General features: G+C 68.2%; 17 protein-coding genes. 9 read left to right on the forward strand and 8 right to left on the reverse strand.

Annotated elements, in window-relative coordinates:
- Window positions 1-23: 23 nt before the first annotated feature.
- Window positions 24-1,547: a hypothetical protein gene (locus LVJ59_RS01615; protein ID WP_232761775.1), complete on the forward strand. Its 1,524-nt coding sequence runs from the start codon at window positions 24-26 to the stop codon at window positions 1,545-1,547.
- A gap of 9 nt (window positions 1,548-1,556) precedes the next feature.
- Here LVJ59_RS01615 and sucB read toward each other — a convergent pair whose 3' ends face one another.
- The 3 genes from sucB to LVJ59_RS01630 all read right to left on the reverse strand — a co-directional run bounded on the left by sucB (window position 1,557) and on the right by LVJ59_RS01630 (window position 6,246).
- Entirely contained in the window at window positions 1,557-3,329 is a 1,773-nt protein-coding gene (gene sucB / locus LVJ59_RS01620) for a 2-oxoglutarate dehydrogenase, E2 component, dihydrolipoamide succinyltransferase (RefSeq protein WP_232761776.1), read from the reverse strand.
- 67 nt (window positions 3,330-3,396) lie between these two features.
- The gene (lpdA, locus tag LVJ59_RS01625) at window positions 3,397-4,770 is read right to left on the reverse strand and encodes a dihydrolipoyl dehydrogenase (protein ID WP_232761777.1); all 1,374 of its coding nucleotides are present in this window, start codon (window positions 4,768-4,770) and stop codon (window positions 3,397-3,399) included.
- A gap of 3 nt (window positions 4,771-4,773) precedes the next feature.
- Complete coding sequence (locus LVJ59_RS01630; RefSeq protein ID WP_232761778.1) at window positions 4,774-6,246, reverse strand: leucyl aminopeptidase; 1,473 nt, start codon at window positions 6,244-6,246, stop codon at window positions 4,774-4,776.
- A 113-nt stretch (window positions 6,247-6,359) separates the two neighbouring features.
- Between LVJ59_RS01630 and LVJ59_RS01635 the strand changes: the two genes are divergently transcribed.
- The 3 genes from LVJ59_RS01635 to LVJ59_RS01645 all read left to right on the forward strand — a co-directional run bounded on the left by LVJ59_RS01635 (window position 6,360) and on the right by LVJ59_RS01645 (window position 9,403).
- Entirely contained in the window at window positions 6,360-7,301 is a 942-nt protein-coding gene (locus tag LVJ59_RS01635; protein ID WP_131491133.1) for a proteasome assembly chaperone family protein, read from the forward strand.
- 168 nt (window positions 7,302-7,469) lie between these two features.
- On the forward strand, window positions 7,470-8,711 hold the full coding sequence (locus LVJ59_RS01640; protein WP_047519402.1) for an RNA polymerase sigma factor: 1,242 nt from the start codon (window positions 7,470-7,472) through the stop codon (window positions 8,709-8,711).
- Window positions 8,708-9,403, forward strand: coding sequence for a coenzyme F420-0:L-glutamate ligase (locus tag LVJ59_RS01645; protein ID WP_232761779.1), 696 nt, complete (start codon window positions 8,708-8,710; stop codon window positions 9,401-9,403). The genes LVJ59_RS01640 and LVJ59_RS01645 overlap by 4 nt, the downstream gene beginning before the upstream one ends.
- Before the next feature lie 62 nt (window positions 9,404-9,465).
- Here LVJ59_RS01645 and LVJ59_RS01650 read toward each other — a convergent pair whose 3' ends face one another.
- Complete coding sequence (locus LVJ59_RS01650) at window positions 9,466-10,482, reverse strand: sugar-transfer associated ATP-grasp domain-containing protein (RefSeq protein WP_047519407.1); 1,017 nt, start codon at window positions 10,480-10,482, stop codon at window positions 9,466-9,468.
- 80 nt (window positions 10,483-10,562) lie between these two features.
- Between LVJ59_RS01650 and LVJ59_RS01655 the strand changes: the two genes are divergently transcribed.
- Window positions 10,563-11,273 carry an alanine racemase gene (locus LVJ59_RS01655; protein WP_232761780.1) on the forward strand — a complete coding sequence of 237 codons (711 nt, stop codon included), beginning with the start codon at window positions 10,563-10,565 and terminating at the stop codon, window positions 11,271-11,273.
- Complete coding sequence (locus LVJ59_RS01660) at window positions 11,270-12,310, forward strand: alanine racemase (protein ID WP_232761781.1); 1,041 nt, start codon at window positions 11,270-11,272, stop codon at window positions 12,308-12,310. Before LVJ59_RS01655 ends, LVJ59_RS01660 begins: the two co-directional genes overlap by 4 nt.
- A 21-nt stretch (window positions 12,311-12,331) precedes the next feature.
- On the opposite strand, the gene LVJ59_RS01665 is transcribed toward LVJ59_RS01660, so the two are convergent.
- The gene (locus LVJ59_RS01665; RefSeq protein ID WP_232761782.1) at window positions 12,332-12,550 is read right to left on the reverse strand and encodes a hypothetical protein; all 219 of its coding nucleotides are present in this window, start codon (window positions 12,548-12,550) and stop codon (window positions 12,332-12,334) included.
- Between the two features lie 181 nt (window positions 12,551-12,731).
- Here LVJ59_RS01665 and LVJ59_RS01670 point away from each other — a divergent pair, with 181 nt between their 5' ends.
- Window positions 12,732-14,870 carry a type IIA DNA topoisomerase subunit B gene (locus tag LVJ59_RS01670; RefSeq protein WP_374199016.1) on the forward strand — a complete coding sequence of 713 codons (2,139 nt, stop codon included), beginning with the start codon at window positions 12,732-12,734 and terminating at the stop codon, window positions 14,868-14,870.
- A 59-nt stretch (window positions 14,871-14,929) separates the two neighbouring features.
- Here LVJ59_RS01670 and LVJ59_RS01675 read toward each other — a convergent pair whose 3' ends face one another.
- Window positions 14,930-17,371: a DNA topoisomerase (ATP-hydrolyzing) subunit A gene (locus tag LVJ59_RS01675; RefSeq protein ID WP_232761783.1), complete on the reverse strand. Its 2,442-nt coding sequence runs from the start codon at window positions 17,369-17,371 to the stop codon at window positions 14,930-14,932.
- A 44-nt stretch (window positions 17,372-17,415) separates the two neighbouring features.
- Here LVJ59_RS01675 and LVJ59_RS01680 point away from each other — a divergent pair, with 44 nt between their 5' ends.
- Window positions 17,416-18,537, forward strand: coding sequence for an alkaline phosphatase family protein (locus LVJ59_RS01680; protein WP_232761784.1), 1,122 nt, complete (start codon window positions 17,416-17,418; stop codon window positions 18,535-18,537).
- A gap of 31 nt (window positions 18,538-18,568) precedes the next feature.
- Here the strand turns inward: LVJ59_RS01680 and sepH are convergent, their stop codons facing one another.
- Window positions 18,569-19,615, reverse strand: coding sequence for a septation protein SepH (sepH, locus tag LVJ59_RS01685; RefSeq protein ID WP_232761785.1), 1,047 nt, complete (start codon window positions 19,613-19,615; stop codon window positions 18,569-18,571).
- A 198-nt stretch (window positions 19,616-19,813) separates the two neighbouring features.
- Between sepH and LVJ59_RS01690 the strand changes: the two genes are divergently transcribed.
- On the forward strand, window positions 19,814-20,107 hold the full coding sequence (locus LVJ59_RS01690) for a DUF4193 domain-containing protein (protein ID WP_046747247.1): 294 nt from the start codon (window positions 19,814-19,816) through the stop codon (window positions 20,105-20,107).
- Between the two features lie 66 nt (window positions 20,108-20,173).
- On the opposite strand, the gene LVJ59_RS01695 is transcribed toward LVJ59_RS01690, so the two are convergent.
- Window positions 20,174-20,644: a DUF3093 domain-containing protein gene (locus LVJ59_RS01695; RefSeq protein WP_232763133.1), complete on the reverse strand. Its 471-nt coding sequence runs from the start codon at window positions 20,642-20,644 to the stop codon at window positions 20,174-20,176.

Genomic DNA, 20,644 nt, shown 5'->3' on the forward strand with positions numbered 1-20,644 from the left:
GCTCGGTGCGCTCTGATGGAGCAATGGCGGAGATCGAAGCGGGTGCCCGACGGGGCGAGGTGCTCCTTCCCGGGGCGCACCGGGTGGTTCGGACACTCGACGGCGCGGAGGGGCCCTTCGCCGGTGCGCTCGTCACCTCTGGGGAGGGGGTGGCAATGCGTGTCGATGCAGCGACACTCAGCGGCTGGGTGGGGTGGCGCCACGCCGGGGCGGAGCATGTCGCTGCGCCTCTCGATGTGGTGCGGCGGAGGGGAGGGCATGACGTACTGCTGCCGTGGTGCACGGACCGGGTGCTGGGGTTCCTGGTCCGTCGCACGGCTGCGGGCACGGTGCTGACACCCGGGGAGTGCAGCACTCTCGTCATAAGCCTGTTGCGCGGTCTCCACGAGGTCGGGGAGGACCCCGGGGAGGCCCGCAGCGGGGAATGGTGGGTGACCGACGGCGGCCGCCCGGTCTTCGTCTTCGGCCAGGGAGGGGATGCGCGGGAGGGCATCGGCGTCATCCTCGAGCGGCTGCAGGAGCACTGCCCCGACAAGGTGGTGAAGCGGGTGCTCGACAGCGTCGGGCGAGGGCTGGAGAAGGCGGCAGCGCAGCCGCGCCTCCCGGTCAAGCTGCTGGCACAGTGGGAGCAGGAGTTGCTGGGCGTCGCTGCTCCGCAACCCCTCGATCGCGCGCCGCATGCTCCGGAGCGCGCGCGGGAGGTCGCGCGCGCGGTCACGTCGCACGACCTTCGCGTGTCACCGCGACGCGGGGAGGCTTCTCGATCCGCAGTGGGCCTGCGTGGTCGTCGCGGGAGGAGGGCGCTCCTCCGCCCGCGGGGCGACAGGGACATCGCGGACCGGGTACGGGCGGCGGGCGCCCTCGTGCGGGTGCTCGGCACAACGGTGCGGGAATGGACGGTGTCCGCCCGCCGGAACGGGCCCACGCGAGCGACGGAGAGTGCGGGCTCCGGGAGCGCCGATGTGTCGCGGCGGCGTGCTTTGCTCATCGCGGGTGCGGCTGCCGCGGCGGTGCTGGCCGTCGGGCTGCTGTGGCCCAGCGGGGGCGTGTCCGGAGAGGCAGCGGATGTGGAGGCTGCGGATGTGGAGGGCGGTGCGACTTCCCCGGAACCTTCCATTGCAGCGTCGACCGAGGCCGGGGCGGACTCCGAGGCGACGCAGGATTCCCGTCGACGCGCCGGGTCGCCGGACCCCGACGGGGTGTCGCCGGAGCCGGACGAGGTCACTCCCGCAGAAGACGACCCTGCCGCGGCGGCAGCGGCGTTGCTCCGTGTCATCGCGGACTGTCGGGTTCAGGGCGACGTGTCCTGCGAGGACGCCGTGGCGGAGGGGGCGACCAGGGTCCTGGATGCCCTCGACGCGGCGACGGACGGAACACCGAGATTCGAGTTGGTGGATGAGTACGGGGACATCGCCGTCGTTCGTGTCGCCGTGGACGGAGAGACGGATGCCGCGGACACGGCAGGGCGTCTCATCATGGTGCTTCTCCGCATGCAAGAGAAATGGCTGGTCCGCGACGTGTATGACGTCGCGGACCAGCCAGGGTGAACTCTCGGGTCAGGCGCCGAGCTGAGCGGCGAACTGCGCCGACTCGAGGCGTGCCTTGACGGCGCCCAGGAAGCGGGCAGCGTCGGCACCGTCGATGATCCGGTGGTCGTAGGAGAGTGCGAGATACACGTACGACCGGACAGCGATGGCATCCGCACCGCCGACCTTCACGAGACCGGGGCGCTTCACGACCGTTCCGGTGCCCAGGATCGCCGACTGCGGGAGGAAGACCACCGGAGTGTCGAACAGGGCACCACGGGAACCCGTGTTGGTCAGCGTGAACGTTCCACCGGCGAGCTCGTCGGGCTTCAGCTTGTTGTCGCGGGTCCGGGCGGCGAGATCGGCGATCTCATGAGCGATCTGCGCGATGTTCTTCGAGGCGGCGTCGCGCAGCACGGGGGTGAGCAGTCCGCGCTCGGTGTCGACCGCGATCGACACGTTCTCGCTTTCGGGGTACACGATGTTCTCGCCGTCGACCGTGGCGTTGATGATCGGGAAGGCCTGGAGGGCCTCGGCGGTCGCCAGCGCGAAGAACGGCAAGAAGGAGAGCTTGTCGCCCGTCTTCTCGAGGAAGGACGCCTTGACACTGTCGCGGTACTCGGCCAGAGCCGTGACATCGACCTCGACGACCGTCGTCAGCTGAGCGGTCTGCTGCATCGACTCGACCGCACGCTTGGCGAGGACCTTCCGCAGACGCGACATCGGCTGGGTGGTGCCGCGCAGCGGGGAGACCTCGAGCGGCGCCGGGGCGGGAGCGCTGGCTGCGGCGGGGGCAGCGGACGCGGTCTCAGCGGCCTTGAGGACGTCTTCCTTGCGGATACGACCCCCCACGCCGGTTCCCTGGACGGAGGCGAGATCGACTCCCTGCTGCGAGGCCAGACGGCGCACGAGGGGCGTCACGTAGAGGTTGTCGCTCTCGGTCGGCAGCGTGAGCTTCGGTGCAGCGGGAGCGGCGGCGGGTGCCGGAGTAGCGGCCGGTGCGGGAGCAGCCGGAGCCGCAGCCGGTGCGGGAGCAGCAGCCGGTGCCGGAGCAGCAGCCGGCGCTTCGGTGGCGGGGGCCGGAGTAGCGGCGGGTGCCTCCGCGGCGGGTGCCTCCGCAGCGGGCGCTTCCGGCTCGGCGGCGGATGCCGGAGCGGCACCCGAACCGACGCGGGCGAGCACGGCGCCGACGGCGACGGTCTCGTCTTCTCCGGCAACGATCTCCTGGAGAACGCCGGCGACCGGCGAGGGGATCTCGGTGTCGACCTTGTCGGTGGAGATCTCCAGAAGAGCCTCGTCGACGGCGACCTCGTCACCCACCTGCTTCAGCCAGCGGGTGACGGTGCCCTCGGTGACGCTCTCGCCCAGTTCCGGAAGCACGATGTCGGTCGCTTCGCCTGCGGACGCCGACGGCGCGGACTCAGCGGCCGGGGCGGGCGTCTCCGCCGCAGGTGCGGGTGCCGCCTGCTCAGCCGGCGCGGATGCCTCGGGTGCGGCTTCGGCAGGAGCCTCTTCGGCAGCCGGGGCGGCAGCGGCCGGGGCGTCCTGGGTCGGAGCGGCACTGCTGCCGTCGCCGATGCGGGCCAGGAGGGCACCGACCTCGACGGTCTCATCCTCGGCCACGAGGATCTCCTCGATCACACCGGTGACAGGGGAGGGGATCTCGGTGTCGACCTTGTCGGTCGAGATCTCGAGCAGGCCCTCGTCCGCCTGCACGGTGTCTCCCACCTGCTTGAGCCAGCGGGTGACCGTACCCTCTGTGACGCTCTCGCCGAGAGCGGGGAGGACGACGGATGTGCTCATGACTGAGTCTCCTTCAGGAAGTTGTATGACGCTTGTCTAGCTTAGTGACTCGGGCACCGGTTGGTGCTCAGAGGGCGTGCAGGGGCTTGCCGGCAAGGGCGAGGAACGCCTCGCCGAGTGCCTCGCTCTGGGTCGGGTGCGCGTGGATGAGAGGCGCGATGTCCTCCGGGTGCGCTTCCCAGGCGACGGCGAGCTGCCCCTCGGTGATGAGCTCGCCGACGCGGTCGCCGAGCAGGTGCACACCGATGACGGGGCCGTCCTTGAGGCGGACGACCTTCACGAGACCACCGGTTCCGATGATCTCGCTCTTGCCGTTCCCCGCGAGGTTGTATTCGTAGGCGACAATCGCGTCCGCGCCGTGTTCGGCTGCGGCCGCCTCTTCGGTCACGCCGACCGAGGCGACCTCAGGACTCGAGTAAGTGACCTTGGGGATCTGCGCATCGGGGATGTTCACCGGCGAGAGACCCGCGATCCGTTCGGCGACGGCGATGCCCTGCTGGAATCCGCGATGCGCGAGCTGGAGGCCGGGGACGATGTCGCCGACGGCCCAGAGCCCCGGAACGCCGGTGCGCAGGTTTTCGTCGACGATCACGAAGCCACGATCGAGCGTGACGCCCGCCTCCTCGAAGCCGAGATCGGCGGTCACCGGACCACGCCCGACGGCGACGAGCAGGTAGTCGGCGGTGAACTCCTTGCCGTCTTCAAGCGTGACGGTGACGGAGGAATCGTCTTGAACCGCGCTCTGGAAGCGGGTGCCGAGGGAGTACTGGATGCCACGTCGGCGGAACGCCCTCTCCAGTCCTTTGCTGAGGGCGATGTCCTCGTTCGGGACGAGATGGGGGAGCGCTTCGATGATCGTGACCTCCGAGCCGAACGAACGCCACACGCTGGCGAACTCGACTCCGATCACGCCACCACCGAGGATGAGGACCCGCTCCGGGATGACGTCGAGGGCGAGGGCCTGCTCGCTCGTGAGGACGCGTCCGCCGATCTCGAGGCCAGGGAGCGATCGGCTGTACGATCCGGTCGCGAGCACGACATCCGCGCCCACGTAGACGTCGTCGCCGACACTCACGCTGCGGTCCGGGTTCAGACGACCGAGTCCGGCGACCGTGGTGATGCCGCGAGCCTTGACGAGTCCCTCGAGGCCCTTGAACTTCTTGGCGACGATCCCCTCGCGGTACGTACGGACTCCTGCCGGGTCGACGCCTTCCAGTGTGGCGGTCACGCCGACGGAAGCGGCATCGCGTACGTGCTCGGCGACCTCTGCCGCGTGCAGCAGGGCCTTGGTGGGGATGCACCCGCGGTGCAGGCAGGTCCCACCGACCTTGTCCTTCTCGATCAGCGCGACGGACTTGCCGAGTTCACTCGCGCGCAACGCCGCGGCGTATCCGCCGCTTCCGCCGCCCAGGACGACGATGTCGAAGGTGTGGGTTGTCATAGGTCATGCCTCCTTGTGGGATGCTTCGGCGAAGGCGACGATCGATCGGACCATCGCTCCGGTGGGGCCCTTCTCCGTGAAGCCGTACGGGGCGCCGGCATGTTCGCCGGATCCCGCGATGTCGAGGTGCACCCAGGGGATGCGGGGGGCGTCCTCAGCGTCCGAGGTGCGCCCGACGAAGCGCCGCAGGAACAGGCCTGCATAGGAGGCGCCGCCCATCCGGTCGCTCATGTTCGCGTTCTGCAGGTCGGCGATGGGGGACTCGAGCGACTCCTCCATGTAGTCCGGCAGCGGCATGTGCCAGGCGGGCTCGTCGACCTGGGCGGTTGCCGAGATGAAGGACGAGACCGTCTCGACGTCGCCGAAGACTCCGGTGTGCCGGTGGCCGAGTGCGGCGACGATGGCGCCCGTGAGGGTCGCCACATCGATGATGACGTCCGGATTCTCGCGGCTCGCGGCCACGAGGCCGTCTGCGAGGACGAGCCGTCCCTCGGCGTCGGTGTTCTGGACCTCCACCGTGGTGCCGTCGAGGATGCGGATGACGTCGCCAGGGCGCAACGCACGACCCGAGGGCATGTTGTCGGTGATGCAGAGCCACGCGGTGACGTGGACGGGCAGGCCGAGTGCGGCGATCGCCCGGATCGCGGCGAGGGACGTCGCGGCGCCCGCCATGTCGAACTTCATGCCGACCATCGAGGCCGCGGGCTTCAGGGACAAGCCCCCGGTGTCGAACGTGATGCCCTTGCCGACGAGCGCGATGTGTCGCACAGCGTCGGCGGGGGAGTACTCGAGGCGAACGAGACGCGGCGGCCGGTCGGAGCCCTGTCCCACGCCCAGGATGCCGCCGAAGCCCTGCTCGGCGAGGGCCTTCTCGTCGAAGATCTCGACCGTGACATCGAGGTCGGCGACGCTGTCAGCCGCGCTCTGAGCGAGCTGCGCGGGGCTCTGCCACTCGGCGGGCACGTTCACGAGGTCCTTGATGAGCGCGACCGCCTCGCCGATGACCTGGGCGTGCGCGACGTCTTCATCGTCGAGCGCGGCGTGCAGAGTGATCTCACCGGCGCGCGTCTTGCCCTTCTCGGTGCGGTAGCCGTCGAACTTGTGTCCACCGAGCACAGCGCCCTCTGCGGCTGCCGGGGCGAAGCCCTCGAGCCCGTCGGCGAGGGCGACCGCGACGTGCTCGAAGCCGGTCAGCGTGCGCAGCGCCGTTCCGGCCGCATTGCGCACCGTCGCGGCATCCGGCGTGCTGCCGGCGCCGACGACGGCGAACGGCAGGGAGGTCACCTCGGGGGCATACACGCGGGTGAAGGATCCGGCGGAGCCGGTGAATCCGACACCGGCCAAGGCATCCGCGAGGCCGGGATAACCGGCCAGTGATTCCGCCGACTCGGGGAGAGCGGCGACGACGAGCACTGCGGCATCGGCAGCGCTTCCGGGGAACTGAGCGGTGGTGTGCGAGAGCACGGGAAGCGTCATGCCTCCATCCTAGGATCTCCGCCGGTGCGGGGAGTCGCGCGCCGGGTGGGTGTGTTCGCTCTCAGCGAGACGGCTCGGGGCCCGGCACCGGGACCTGCTCGTAGCATGGACACATGCCCTTCTCCGGAGAGATCCACGAACGCGTCGCGAATGCGCCGACCGTGCCGCACGGCCTGCCACTGGTGCTGCTTCTCACCGGCTTCACCGACGCGGGGAGTGCAGTCTCCGGGCTCATCGAGCACCTGCGTGAGACAGCCTCTCCTGAGCCCGTCGTGGTCTTCGACAACGATGCCCTTCTCGACTACCGCGCGCGGCGGCCGGTGATCTCTTTCGATCAGGACCATCTCACCGAGTTCAAGCCATCGCGACTCGAGCTGTCGCTCGCGACGGACGCGCTCGGTCGTCCTTTCCTGCTCCTCGCCGGCTACGAGCCTGACTTCGCCTGGAACCGCTTCGCGGACACCGTCCTCGCGCTGGCTGCGGAGTTCGAGGTCTCCGGGTTCCACTGGGTCCATTCGATCGCCATGCCGGTTCCGCACACGCGTCCCATCGGTACGACGGTCAGCGGCAATCGTCGGGAGCTCACCGTCGCGCACTCCGTCTGGCGTCCGCGCACCCAGGTGCCGGCGACGGCAGGGCACCTGCTCGAGTTCCGTTTCGTCGAGCGCGGCGACCGCGCCGTCGGTTTCGTGCTGCTGGTGCCGCATTACCTCGCCGAGACGGAGAACCCGGATGCGGTGATCGCCGCCGCCGAGCGTCTGATGGCCTCGACGGGGCTCGTGCTGATGCTGGACGAGGTGCAGGAGCGTCGCGAAGACTACGTGGCCCGTGTCGACGAACAGGTCGCCGGGAACGATGAGCTCCAGCAGATGGTCCATAACCTCGAGCGCCGATACGACGCGTACATGGCGGGTCGGAACCCCGACGACGACTCGTACGACGAGGGCGGGTTCAGCGAGCGCGATCTTCCCAGCGCCGACGAACTGGCTGCGGAACTGGAGCGCTATCTCGCCTCCCGTCCCTCCGGCGATGAGGACAAGCCCGGCCGCGCCTGAGTCCGTTCGGGGAGAACTTCGTCGGAATGCGCCTGCATCGCCACACGTGTGCGATACTAGGACTCTGACCCGTTGTCAATCGGCGTTTTCGAGCGCTGGACTTGACAAGGGTCTTACTAGTGTCCGAAATGTCCCGGGGTGAGAGATTCGCCCCGTGAAAGGCGAAACGTGACTCCTGCCACGACGAAGAACACCCGGACGAAGAAGGCTGCCGCTGAGACCGCCGTCGACGCCCAGGTCGAGGCCGAAGCGTCTGAGAAGCCCGCGCCCTTGAGCGCTGCCAAGCGCGCTGCTGCCAAGCGCGCCCCGGTCAAGAAGAAGAAGTCCGACGACGTCGTCGAAGAAGACGAGGCCCCTGTCGTCGCTGCGGAGGACGCCGACGAAGAGGACGAGGACTCCAAGCCGAAGTTCACCGAGCCGCTGCCGACCGGCGCGATCGTCATCTCGTCCAACGACGACGAAGACGTGCCGGTCTACTCGACGCAGATCACCGGCGCCACGGCTGATCCGGTCAAGGACTACCTGAAGCAGATCGGTAAGGTCGCTCTGCTGAACGCCGCCGAAGAGGTCGAGCTCGCGATGCGCATCGAAGCCGGTCTCTTCGCCGAGGAGAAACTGTCAGCGATGACGCCGGCCGAGAAGACGAGTCAGCTCGGTCTCGACCTGCAGTGGGTCGCCCGCGACGGTCAGCGCGCGAAGAGTCACCTGCTCGGAGCGAACCTCCGACTCGTCGTCTCGCTCGCGAAGCGCTACACGGGCCGCGGCATGCAGTTCCTGGACCTGATCCAGGAGGGCAACCTCGGTCTCATCCGCGCGGTCGAGAAGTTCGACTACACCAAGGGCTTCAAGTTCTCGACGTACGCCACCTGGTGGATCCGTCAGGCGATCACGCGCGCGATGGCCGACCAGGCCCGCACGATCCGTATCCCGGTGCACATGGTCGAGGTCATCAACAAGCTCGCCCGCGTGCAGCGTCAGATGCTCCAGGACCTGGGACGCGAGCCCACCCCGGAAGAGCTCAGCCGTGAGCTCGACATGACGCCGGAGAAGGTCGTCGAGGTCCAGAAGTACGGCCGCGAGCCGATCTCGCTGCACACGCCGCTCGGTGAGGACGGCGACAGCGAGTTCGGTGATCTCATCGAAGACACCGAGGCCGTCGTGCCGGCGGATGCCGTGGGCTTCACCATGCTGCAGCGCCAGCTCGAGCAGCTCCTGGACTCGCTGTCCGAGCGCGAAGCTGGTGTGATCCGCATGCGCTTCGGCCTGGGTGACGGTCAGCCGAAGACCCTCGACCAGATCGGCGACACGTTCGGGGTGACGCGCGAGCGCATCCGTCAGATCGAGTCGAAGACCATGGCGAAGCTCCGGCACCCGAGCCGCTCGCAGTCGCTGCGGGACTACCTCGAATGAGCCAGGCGAACGACGGCAAGGCGCTTGAGACGGTCGTCGACGGCACGAGCTATGCGCGTATCCCGCTGCGCACCCGTGTGGTCATGCCCGAGGACGACCTCGACGCGATCATCACGGAGTATGCGAAGGATGCGGTGCAGCCGGGTGACCTGCTGTTCGTGACCGAGAAGATCGTGGCGATCACCCAGGGTCGGTCGTACCGTCTCGACGAGATCAAGCCGCGCAAGCTCGCGCTCTTCCTCTCGAAGTACGTCACGCGCACGCCGTACGGGATCGGACTCGGCATGCCCGAGACGATGGAGATGGCGCTCCGCGAATGCGGCACGCCCCGTATCCTTTTCGCGTCCGCCGTGGCCGCCGTCACCAAAGCGTTCGGTCGCCGTGGTGACTTCTACCGCATCGCGGGTGACAAGGCGCGTGCCATCGACGGTCCCACCAAGCACACGATCCCGCCCTACAACGAGGCGGTCGTGCTCGGACCCAAGGACCCGGATGGCGTCGCCGCTCGGCTGAAGGCGTTGATCGGTGGAGAGGCAGAGGTCGCCGTCGTCGACATCAACGACCTGGGTGGCAACATCCTCGGCTCGACGCTCGACAAGAACGGTGAGCACCGGCTCGTGAAGATCCTCGGTGACAACCCGCTCGGTCAGGGACTGGAGTCCACGCCGCTCGGGATCGTCCGCGCGGTCTGACTCGCTCAGATCTACGGAGAAGGCCCCGGATGCGCAGAGCATCCGGGGCCTTCTGCGTTTCCTCAGAAGCCGATGACCTCGCGGTAGCGCGGCTTGTGGCCGGTACGGATGCCGGTCACGCTGGGCTTGTTCTCGTACACTCCGGCTCCCCAGTTGCCTTCCACGAGCACGGGGCCGTCGGGGGAGACCACGATGTCCCAGCCCACGTACTGCACCTGCGGCACGACGCGCGCGACGTCGTCGATGAAGGCGCGAACCTCCTCCATGTACGGCAGCTGGAAGTCGGCGATGCGGAAGCCGGAATCCGGATGCGTCTCGTGCACATGTCCGTGGGAGTCGTACCCGGCGCCGATCGCGTGTCCGTTCTGGTCGAGCATCGTGTAGAAGCCGCCGAAGGTCATCTGGTCGCTGACGGCGCCACGGCCGAACTTCTGCGCGATCGCGAGGATGTGTGCTTTCTCACCGTCGAAGAAGGCGGTGATGCGCGTCGTGTTCACAGTGCCGGGGCAGACGGCGGCCAGAGCGTCGTGCTGCCGGATCACCTCTTCGATGAGAAGCTCGCCGCGGTCCAGCAGTCCGCGATGGAACTCGTCCCAGTCGTCGATGTCCGCCGCGTGATAGCGATGTACACCGGTTCCCGCCTGCCCGACCGGCTCCTTCGTGACGATCGTGCCGAGGCGCTCGGTGAGCTCGCGTACCGCATCGGCGTTGCCTTCCTCGACCGTCATCCACTCGCGTTTCAGGAAGGGGGAGAACTGCTTGTCGAACTCGACCTTGTCCTGGAAGATCCAGCGGTAGTCAGGGTGGTCGAATCGCTGCGAGAGCTGGTTCGACACGGGGTGGGTCATGTAGGTCTCGCGCTCCGCCTTGGTGAGCATGGCGAAGTCGTAGTCGATGTAGTCCTGGAACCCGACGTTGTGCCGGGCCGCGGACCAGAGCATGTCGACGACGATGGCAGGGACGGCCTTGTGGTGCTGTTCCGATGCCTCCTTGGCCCGTTCCACCACCGATCCGACGTCGATGCGGCGAGCACGTCCCAGCAGGTAGCGGATGCGGGGCGCGAGGGAAAGACGAGACATATGGCTCCAGGGTCGGGGTCCCCACCAGTCTACGGGGGACTCGGAGGTCCACCTGGGAGGCGGAAGCTAGGGTGGAGGACGTGTGTGAGACGACTTCCAGCGCCCTGCCTTTCGCGATGATCTCCCGCTCGGCGCTGGCGGCAGGGGCGTCGGCGGCAGTGCGCGCAGGAGGACGTATCGCGGATCTGCGACGCGATGCCTGGGGCCACGGAATCCTCGCCGTCGCGCAGGCGGTGACCGCAGCCGGCGCCGAACGGGTGCTGGTCGATTCCGTCGGTGAGATCGAGGCGCTGCGGTTGGAGGGAATCGTCGGGGTCACCTCGGTTGAGGCGGATATCGACCCGACTCTGCTCTACGGGCTGCCGGACGAGCGCGGAGTCCTCTCGACGCAGCCGGTGATGCGCCTCAGCGGCCGAGTGATGTCCACCAAACGCTTGCGCGCCGGGGATGCGGTGTCGTACGGATACACCTTTCGTGCGCCCGCGGAGACCACCGTGGCGTTGGTGACGGGCGGTTATGCGCAAGGGATCGTCCGTGCCCTCGGCAATCACGCACACGTCGACCTCGCCGGGACCGCGCGACCCATCATCGGACGGGTCGCGATGGATGTCTGCGTCGTGGACCTGGAAGGCCCGGAGATCGACATCGCGCCCGGATCGGAGGTCACCTATTTCGGTGGGTGGGGCACGGCCAAGGCCGCAGTCGCCCGATGGAGCGCGATCACCGGGCTGACGGCGGCGGAACTCGTCACGGTCGCGGGCGCGCACGCTGTGCGGGGGTGGGAGGCATGATCCGCCCGCAGCTGCGGATCAGCAGTGACGTCTTCCGCGCGAACGTCGATGCCGTCAAGGCGCGGATCGCACCGTCGACCCTCATGCTCGTGCTCAAGGACGATGCCTACGGGCATGGGCTCGCATGGGCGGTCGAGGCGGCGTCGAAGGCGGGCGTCGACTGGTTCGGGAGCTACGACATCGCGGGCGGCTCAGAGGTTCGGCGCGTCGTCGGAGGAGACGCGCGCATCTTCGCCTGGGCCACTTCGACGGACGCGGAGGTCGATGACGCCCTGCTGCACCGCATCGATCTCGGAGTCGGCACCGCCGAGTATCTGCGACGGATCATCGCCCGCGCGGAGGCGCTGGGCGCACGGGCGCGCGTGCACCTCAAGATCGACACGGGCCTGCACCGCAACGGCATACTCCCGGAGGACTGGGCCGACGTCGTCTCCGAGGCCAGGGGGGCGGAGGCCGCAGGACTCCTCGAATTGGAGGGGGTCTGGAGCCACATCGCTGAGGCGAGCGATGCGGAGGACGACGAGGCGCAGGCAGTGTTCCTGGACGCCGTGCGAGTGGTGGGGGAGTCGGGTCCGGTTCCGCGCGCATTGCACCTGACCGCGTCGGCGGCATCCTGGTGGCGACCGGAGCTGCGTGGCTCGGTCTCGCGCATCGGAGCGTTCTGCTACGGCATCCGATCCGCGGACGGCCCGGACCTCGAGGGTGTGCGACCTGCAGCAAGCCTCGTGGCCACGGTCGTCGAGGTCGCCGATGACGATGCCGTGATCGCTATCGGCAGCTTCGACGGTCTCCCGTCGACCTTGGGCGGAGCGAGCGTGGGGACTCCCGGTGGAGCCCGAGTGCTCACCGCCGTGGGTCAGACGACGTCGATCGTCGACCGCTGGCCGGGAGCCCGGGTCGGCGACGAAGTGACGCTGTTCGGCGCGGGCGAATCCGGGGAGTCTTCCGCGACCACGCTCGCCGAGCGGATCGACACGGTCGGCGAAGAGATCCTCACCCGGCTCACCGCGCGAGTGCGCAGGGTCGTGATCGACTGACCCCTGGCCCGTCGAGGGTGATCAGACGGCTTCGACGAGACGCGCGGTCTCGTCGTGCCAGCTGGTGGCGACGCTGCGGAGCTTCTCTTCGTACTTGCGGCCGTGGTGGGCGCAGAACAGGAGCTCGGAGCCGTTCACCTCGGCGGCGATGTACGCCTGCGCACCGCAGGAATCACAACGATCCATGGCGGTCAGGCGGAACTCGACGGTGGAGGTGTCACGTTCGGTCGTTGCGTTCATCTCGGTGCCTCCTCGGGTGTCGGCTTCGCTTCGTGATTTGGTCAATACAACCACGCTGTACCTGTGTGCATGCCCGGTTTGCGGCGTGTTTCGCTCAGCGCGTACGCGTGCGCCTCGGACTCGCTCCGCGTGGGGAGTGTCGGCAGCCCGAGCAGAGGTGGCGAGAATAGACTCGGAGATTGTGAATGCCGAGTATTCTGCCCACCACCTCCAGGTGCTTGAGGGGCTCGAGGCTGTCCGCAAACGCCCGGGTATGTACATCGGGTCGAACGGCTCCCCGGGTCTCATGCACTGCCTCTGGGAGATCATCGACAACTCCGTCGACGAAGCGGTGGCGGGCAACGGCTCGAAGATCGACATCATCCTGCACAGCGACGGCAGTGTGGAGGTGCACGACCGCGGGCGCGGAATCCCCGTCGACGTCGAACCCCGGACCGGTCTGAGCGGTGTCGAGGTCGTCTACACGAAGCTGCACGCGGGTGGGAAGTTCGGAGGTGGCTCGTACGCTGCGTCCGGTGGTCTGCATGGCGTCGGTGCCTCGGTGGTGAATGCGCTCTCCGAGCGGCTCGACGTCGAGGTCGACCGCAGTGGCAAGACCTATGCGATGTCCTTCCACCGCGGCGAACCGGGCATCTTCACGGACTCCGGCGAGAAGCGTCCTGACGCGCCGTTCACTCCCTTCGAGGAGAAGAGCGAGCTGCGGGTCGTCGGCAAGGCGCCACGAGGTGTCACCGGCACGCGGGTCCGTTACTGGGCGGATCGTCAGATCTTCACGAAGGACGCGGCGTTCCAACTCGCTGAGCTCGAGACCCGTGCGCGGCAGACCGCCTTCCTCGTTCCCGGTCTCGAGATCGTGGTGAAGGATGAGCGCGCCGTCGCCGTCCCCGAGCTCTCGAACGTCACCGAGGAGGAGGGCGCCGGGCCCGTCGCGGCCCCCGTGCCCGTGGAGACCTCGTACCTCTATGAAGGCGGTATCTCCGAGTTCGTCGACTACCTGGCGATCGACCCTCCTGTGACCGACACCTGGCGCATCCAGGGAGAAGGCACGTTCAAGGAGACCGTCCCGGTGCTCCAAGCGGACGGTCACATGATCGCCACCGAGGTCGAGCGTGTCTGCGCGGTCGACATCGCGCTGCGCTGGGGAACCGGCTACGACACCCGGGTCCGCTCGTTCGTCAATATCATCGCGACGCCCAAGGGCGGAACCCACCAGCAGGGCTTCGAACAGGAACTCCTCAAGGTCCTCCGGACACAGGTCGAGCAGAACGCCCGCCGCCTCAAGGTCGGCAACGACAAGCTCGAGAAGGACGACGTGCTGGCCGGACTCACCGCGGTGCTCACGGTCAACGTTCCGGAGCCGCAGTTCGAGGGCCAGACCAAAGAGGTCCTCGGGACGCCGGCCGTTCGACAGATCGTGGCGCAGGTGATCCGCAAGGATCTCGCCCAGCGCTTCACGTCGACCAAGCGCGACGACAAGAACCAGGCATCACAGCTCCTGGACAAGATCGTCTCGGAGATGAAGGCCCGTGTCTCGGCGCGCGCCCACAAGGAGACGCAGCGACGCAAGAATGCGCTCGAGTCCTCGACGCTTCCGACGAAGCTGGTCGACTGCCGCACCAACGAGGTCGATCGCAGCGAGCTGTTCATCGTCGAGGGCGACTCGGCTCTCGGCACGGCCAAGAACGCACGCAACAGCGAGTTCCAAGCCCTCCTCCCGATCCGCGGCAAGATCCTCAATGTGCAGAAGGCTTCCGTGGGGGACATGCTCTCGAACGCGGAGTGCGCATCGATCATCCAGGTGATCGGCGCCGGCTCGGGCCGGACGTTCGATCTCAGCGCGGCACGCTACGGGAAGATCATCCTGATGAGCGACGCCGACGTGGACGGCGCGCACATCCGCACACTGTTGCTCACCCTGTTCTTCCGCTACATGCGGCCGCTGATCGAGGATGGCCGTGTCTTCGCTGCCGTTCCCCCGCTGCATCGGGTGATCGTGATGAACCCGGGCTCGAAGCCCAACGAGACGATCTACACCTACAGCGAGCAGGAGATGCAGGCCCTGCTCACCAAGCTCCGCAAGGCCGGCAAGCGCTGGCACGAGCCGATCCAGCGCTACAAGGGACTCGGAGAGATGGATGCCGAGCAGCTGGCCAACACGACCATGGACCGCTCCGGGCGTCTGCTGCGTCGGGTGCGCATGGAGGATGCGGAGGCGGCAGGCCGTATGTTCGAGCTGCTGATGGGCAACGAGGTCGCCCCGCGGCGCGAGTTCATCATCGAGTCCTCCGACCGGCTCTCGCGCGAGTCGATCGACGCCTGACCTGAACTGATCGCGGGGCGTCCGGGAGGCCGCCGGTGACGGAGGCCTCCCGGACGACGTCACACGATCGTGCGTCCGATGGTCCCGATCACGCCGTCGATGGGCTGGCCGGAGGCGTCGCGACGGGCACCGGACTCGGGGAGCTTGCGCACCGCACCGGTCGGGTCCACGGCCTGCGCCGGACCGGGGCCCACCCACGCGACCGTGAGCCGATCCTCGCCCTTCAAGAAGGCGTGCGCGCGCACGCCACCCGTCGCGCGCCCCTTGGCGGGGTACTCAGCGAACGACGACACCTTCGCGCGACCCGGATCCGTTCCCGGCAGGATGCTCTCGCCGCCAGAGACCGTGGCGACCACGGCATCGCTTGTCGGATCGACCACGCCGAAGAAGAGGACGGAGGTCCCGGGGCCGAGCTTGACCCCGGCCATACCTCCGGCGGGGGCACCTTGGGGACGTACGGATGACGACGGGAAATGGAGCAGCCGCGCGTCGGTCGTCACGAACACCATCTCGGAGTCATCCGCTGCCTCCGCCGCGCCGATGACCGTGTCACCGGCCTTCAGGCCGATGACTTCGAGATCGGGGCGCGCGGGGAGTGAGGACGGAACGACGCGCTTCACCGTGCCCTGGGCGGTGCCGAGAGCGATCGGGATGTCGCTGTCGAAGCGCACGAAGCCGAGGACACGCTCGTTCTTGGTCGTGATGCCCAGGTAGTCGCGCAACGGCGTACCGGCCGCCAACTGCACCGAGGAGGAGGGGACGGAGGGAAGGTCGACGGGGGAGAACCGTACGACTCGGCCGAGACTCGTCAGCGCTCCGATCTCGGCGCGTACCGTGGTCTCGACCGTCGCGAGGATGGCATCGTGCTTGCTCCGACGCGCCGGAACCGTGAGCTCCTGGCCCTCTCCGAGATCGACGCGCACGGCTCTGCCGGTGGTCGAGAGGACGAGCACCGTGGGGGCATCGGCGATCTGCAGGTCGACCGCGCCCTTGGTCGCCCGGGGCTTCGGGGGAGCCGCGTTCATCAGGAGCGTCCGGCGAGGTGTGCCGTAGGCGTCGGCAGCGGCATCCAGCTCTCTCGCGACCGCCGCGCGGAGCAACACGGGGCTCCCGAGGAGTTCACGGAGCGAGGCGATCTCAGCCAGCAACGCGTCGCGCTCGCTCTCGAGCTCGATCCGCGAGAACTTCGTCAGGCGACGCAGCCGCAGCTCGAGGATGTACTCGGCCTGGAGCTCACTCAGATCGAACACCGAACGCAGCCGGGTGCGGGCCTGCTCGGAGTCGTCGGAGGAGCGGATGACCTGGATGACCTCGTCGATGTCGAGGATCGCGATGAGCAATCCCTCGACGAGGTGCAGGCGCTCCTCACGGCGCGCGAGACGGTACCGGCTGCGCCGGGTGATCACCTCGAGGCGATGCCCGACGTAGACGCTCAGCATCTCCTTGAGACCGAGCGTGCGCGGCTGGCCCTCGACGAGCGCGACGTTGTTGATGCTGAAGGAGTCTTCGAGCGGCGTCAGGCGGTACAGCTGCTCGAGGACGGCGTTCGGGTCGAAGCCCGTCTTCACGCCGATGGCGACGCGCAGTCCATGGTTGCGGTCGGTGAGGTCGGTGACATCACTGATGCCCTGCAGCTTCTTCGCCTGTACGGCATCGCGGATCTTCTCGATCAGACGCTCGGGACCGACCATGTACGGCAGTTCCGAGACGATGATGCCGGTGCGCCGCGGGCCCAGAGGTTCGATGGACGTCTTGCCCCGGACCTTGAGGGCGCCACGTCCGTTCGTGTACGCGTCCTTGACGCCGTCCAGACCCATCAGGATGCCCCCGGAGGGGAAGTCCGGCCCGGGTACGAACTCCATGAGCTCTTCGGTCGTGGCGTCCGGATTCTCCAGCAGGTGGGTCGCCGCCGCCACGACCTCGATGAGGTTGTGCGGGGCCATGTTCGTGGCCATGCCGACCGCGATGCCGCTGGCACCGTTGACGAGGAGGTTCGGGAACGCGGCCGGCAGTACGGCCGGCTGCTGGAACTGTCCGTCGTAGTTCGGGATGAAGTCGACGACATCCTCATCGAGGTTCTCGGTGAGGGCGAGTGCGGCGGCGGCCAGTCGGGCTTCGGTGTAGCGCGCGGCGGCCGGACCGTCATCCAGGGAGCCGAAGTTGCCGTGGCCGTCGACGAGCGGGACGCGCAACGCCCACTCCTGGGCGAGGCGCACGAGCGCGTCGTAGATCGCGGAGTCGCCGTGGGGGTGGAGCTTCCCCATGACCTCACCGACGACGCGAGCGCTCTTCACATGGCCGCGATCCGGGCGCAGGCCCATCTCGGCCATCTGGTAGAGGATGCGGCGCTGGACGGGCTTGAGGCCATCGCGGGCGTCGGGCAGGGCGCGCGAGTAGATCACCGAATACGCGTATTCGAGGAACGAACCCTGCATCTCCGTGGAGAGGTCGATGTCCTGGATGCGTTCCTCGACGGGCTCGGGCGGCGGGGTTTTCGGCATGGACTTCCTGAGGGCGTACGGGAGCCTGTGTCAGACTGGCTCGGATGTCCTTCATGCTACCGTCCGACTCTTCGAGCGCCCGGAGCGTCGTCGGGGTGGCGGCGGACCTGTTCGCCGCCCTGCGCGGCGAGTCCGAGGTGCTGCCCCCTGCGGAATCGGTCGTCCTCGTCGTCATCGACGGGCTCGGCGCGATCAGCCTTCGGGGACACGCCGGACACGCGCGGGCGCTGACGGCGGGCATGGCGAAGAAGGACGTCGCCCAGTCGGTGTTCCCCTCGACGACGGCCGCGGCCCTCACCAGCATCGTCACCGGAGTGTGGCCGGGCGCGCATGGCCTCGTGGGGTACCGCGTGCTCGACCCGAGTCGCGACGTACTCGTCAACCAGCTCAGCGGCTGGGAGAGCGACGGGATCGATCCGCTCGTCTGGCAGGCGGCGCCCACGATCTTCGAGCGCGCCGGACGCCGCGGTCACGAGAGCTTCGCCGTCGGTCTGGCCGCCTATGCGCACAGCGGTTTCACGAAGGCGACTCTTCGTGGCGCGGAGTTCGTCGCGGCGGACACCGCGGCATCCCGGATCGAAGCCGCCTACGCACTCGCTCAGACCCATCCTGGGGCGCTCGTCTACTGCTACCTCCCCGAGGTCGACAAAGCCGGCCACAAGCACGGGATCGCTTCGCGGGAGTGGGTTGCGGCGCTCGAGGACGTCGATGCGGCGCTCTCCGCACGCGTGCCTCCAGGGGTCGGCGTTCTCGTCACGTCCGACCACGGGATGGTCGACGTGCCGCAGAAACGTCAGATCGTCCTGGAGGAAGCGCATCTCACGGGGATCCGTCATCTGGGGGGCGAACCCCGGATGCTGCACGCCTACCTCGAGCCTGAGGTCGATGTCGCTGAGGTGATGACGCGCTGGCGTTCCGACCTCCAAGGGTCCGCCGATGTCCTCACCCGCGGAGACGCGGTGGATGCGCGCCTCTTCGGCCCGACGGTCACCGATGCCGCAGCGTCACGGATCGGTGACGTGCTGGTGATCGCGCGCGGAACCTGGGCCGTGTACGACGGCACGGCCGCCGACCAACGCGGGCGGGCGATGATCGGTCAACACGGCGCTCTCACGCCCGAGGAGCGTCAGGTTCCGCTGATCAGACTCGGGGCTTTCGCCCGCTGATCGTCGTCGGCGCGGCGACGACGATGTGGCGTCATTCATCCGTGCGAGCGCCGAAGACGATCTCGTCCCACGAGGGCATCGCGTTTCGACGGCGACGGCGCCCACCGGACTCGCCGGAATCCGTGGGTGTGGGCTGCGACGATGCGGGCGTCGATGCCTCCGGCTCCTCTTCCGGCTGATCCAGCGCGTCGAAGAGGGAGATCGGGTCGGAGCGTTCTGCGTCCTCGACGTCGTCGAGCAGCGGAGCCGTTTCGCGCTGTCCGCGACGGCGTCGAAGGGCCTCGAGCAGGTCGGCCGTCTCGGGGTTCGTGCTCGGTGTCGAGGGCGCACGCTTGATCGCGGCGTCCTGCGCCGCGAGATCGGAGCGCTCCGGGAGGGAGGGATCTTCGAACTCCGCCTCCGGAGTCGGCAGGAGACGCGGACCGAACGCCCCCGAATCGAAGCGGCTCTCATCCTTGTAGGGCGAGGTCGTGCGTTCGGCGTCGACCGCACGCAGTCGCGGGATGAGCCCCTCCGGCAGGGATCCCTGCCGTGAGAGCTGGGTCGCGTCGGCGTTCAGGGGTGACAGTGCACTGCGGCGAGGATCGAAGCTCCAGCGCGCGTCGTGTTCGACATCGTTGGCCGTGAACTCGAGTTTGATGGTCCAGCCGGAGTCCTCTTTCCAACTGGCCCAGCGCTCTGCAGTCGCCTCGATCTCGGCCAGCTTGGCGCGGACGGCGACGCCGAAGGTGGGCTGCGCATCGGGCTCGACCTCGCTGCCGATCAAGACCGGCACAGCGAGAGCCTGGCCGATGATGTGCTCTCGCTCGGCGAGGACCGGACCTTCGAACCGCGCGACGTCCTCGACGCTGATCCCGAGCAGCTCGGCGACTTCGGGAGCCGTCAGCCCGGCGCGGATCTGGGCCTGGATGTCACGAGGGCTCGCCGCAAGTTTCTGAGCGGTCGGCTCGGCCTGTCGGGTGGCGCGACGGATCTCGCGCTGCAGCATGTCGTCGATGGGCAGCGCGAACCGCTCGCCCGACTCGGTCGCGAGTACGAGGACTCCTGCTTCTGTGCCGACGATGGTGACGTTTTCCATGCGAATGCCCCTCTGATGGGTGTCCGTTCATGGTGTCACGCGAGGGGGCTCGTGACCGGGAATAGCGTGGGCGTGCCGTGAGTTTCCTCTGTCGCACGGACGAGCATTTGCGTTATGACCTCGGGTCGTGCAAACTATGGCCGCCGAATACCCGACGGCGCACCACCCACTCGCACCATGAAAGTGGAGATCTACCGCATGGCAACCGATTACGACGCCCCCCGAAAGAGCGAAGACGACTCCGAGTCGATCGAAGCCCTGAAGGAGCGTGTGCCGGACAAGAACTCCGGCTCAAGCGGGGACGAAGACTCCGACAACCCGTCGAGCTTCGACCTTCCGGGTGCCGACCTTTCCGACCTCGAGCTCGATGTCGTCGTGCTGCCCGCGCAGCAGGACGAGTTCACATGCATGAGCTGCTTCCTCGTGAAGCACCGCTCGCAGCTCGACCACGAGGGCGCATCCGGGCCCATCTGCAAGGAGTGCGCTGCGTAGCAGCCCTTCGAGCGACGTCTCACGCGCCCCCGACCATCGTGGTCCGGGGCGCGCTGTCGTCTCCGGTCAGGCGCCGGTCTGCGCCGCGCGGATCGCTGCGGCCAGGCGGTCCGGAGTCCGCGTGGAGATGGTCCAGGCGTCGACCGGGTCGTCGACATCGAGATTCGGCACGACGACGATGCCGTCGATCCCACCGCGGATGAGATGCCAACCACGCGCCGGGAGTCCGGGCCCGCGTGCATGACGCGCATCCGCTCCGGTCAGCGCCACGGGATCGCCGAGGTGCGCGACATCGATATGTGCGCGGCCGGCGCGCAGGATGGCGCCCTCGACGGACACGACCGGCGTCGCGGCGACGAACGTCAGCACCAGGAGCGCGGAGACGGCCGCTCCGACGACGAGCGCGACCGTCGATCCGATCGGGACGAAGACGAGCGACACCATCGGCCCCGCCACCGCGACGGTGACCAGCAGCCACAGGCTGGGAGCGAGTCGTTCGCGATAGCGCGGGCGTGTGTCTGTGCCGGTGTTCTGCAT

It is taken from the genome of Microbacterium sp. KKR3/1 (assembly GCF_021272365.1).
In the GTDB taxonomy this organism is placed as follows: domain Bacteria; phylum Actinomycetota; class Actinomycetes; order Actinomycetales; family Microbacteriaceae; genus Microbacterium; species Microbacterium aurugineum.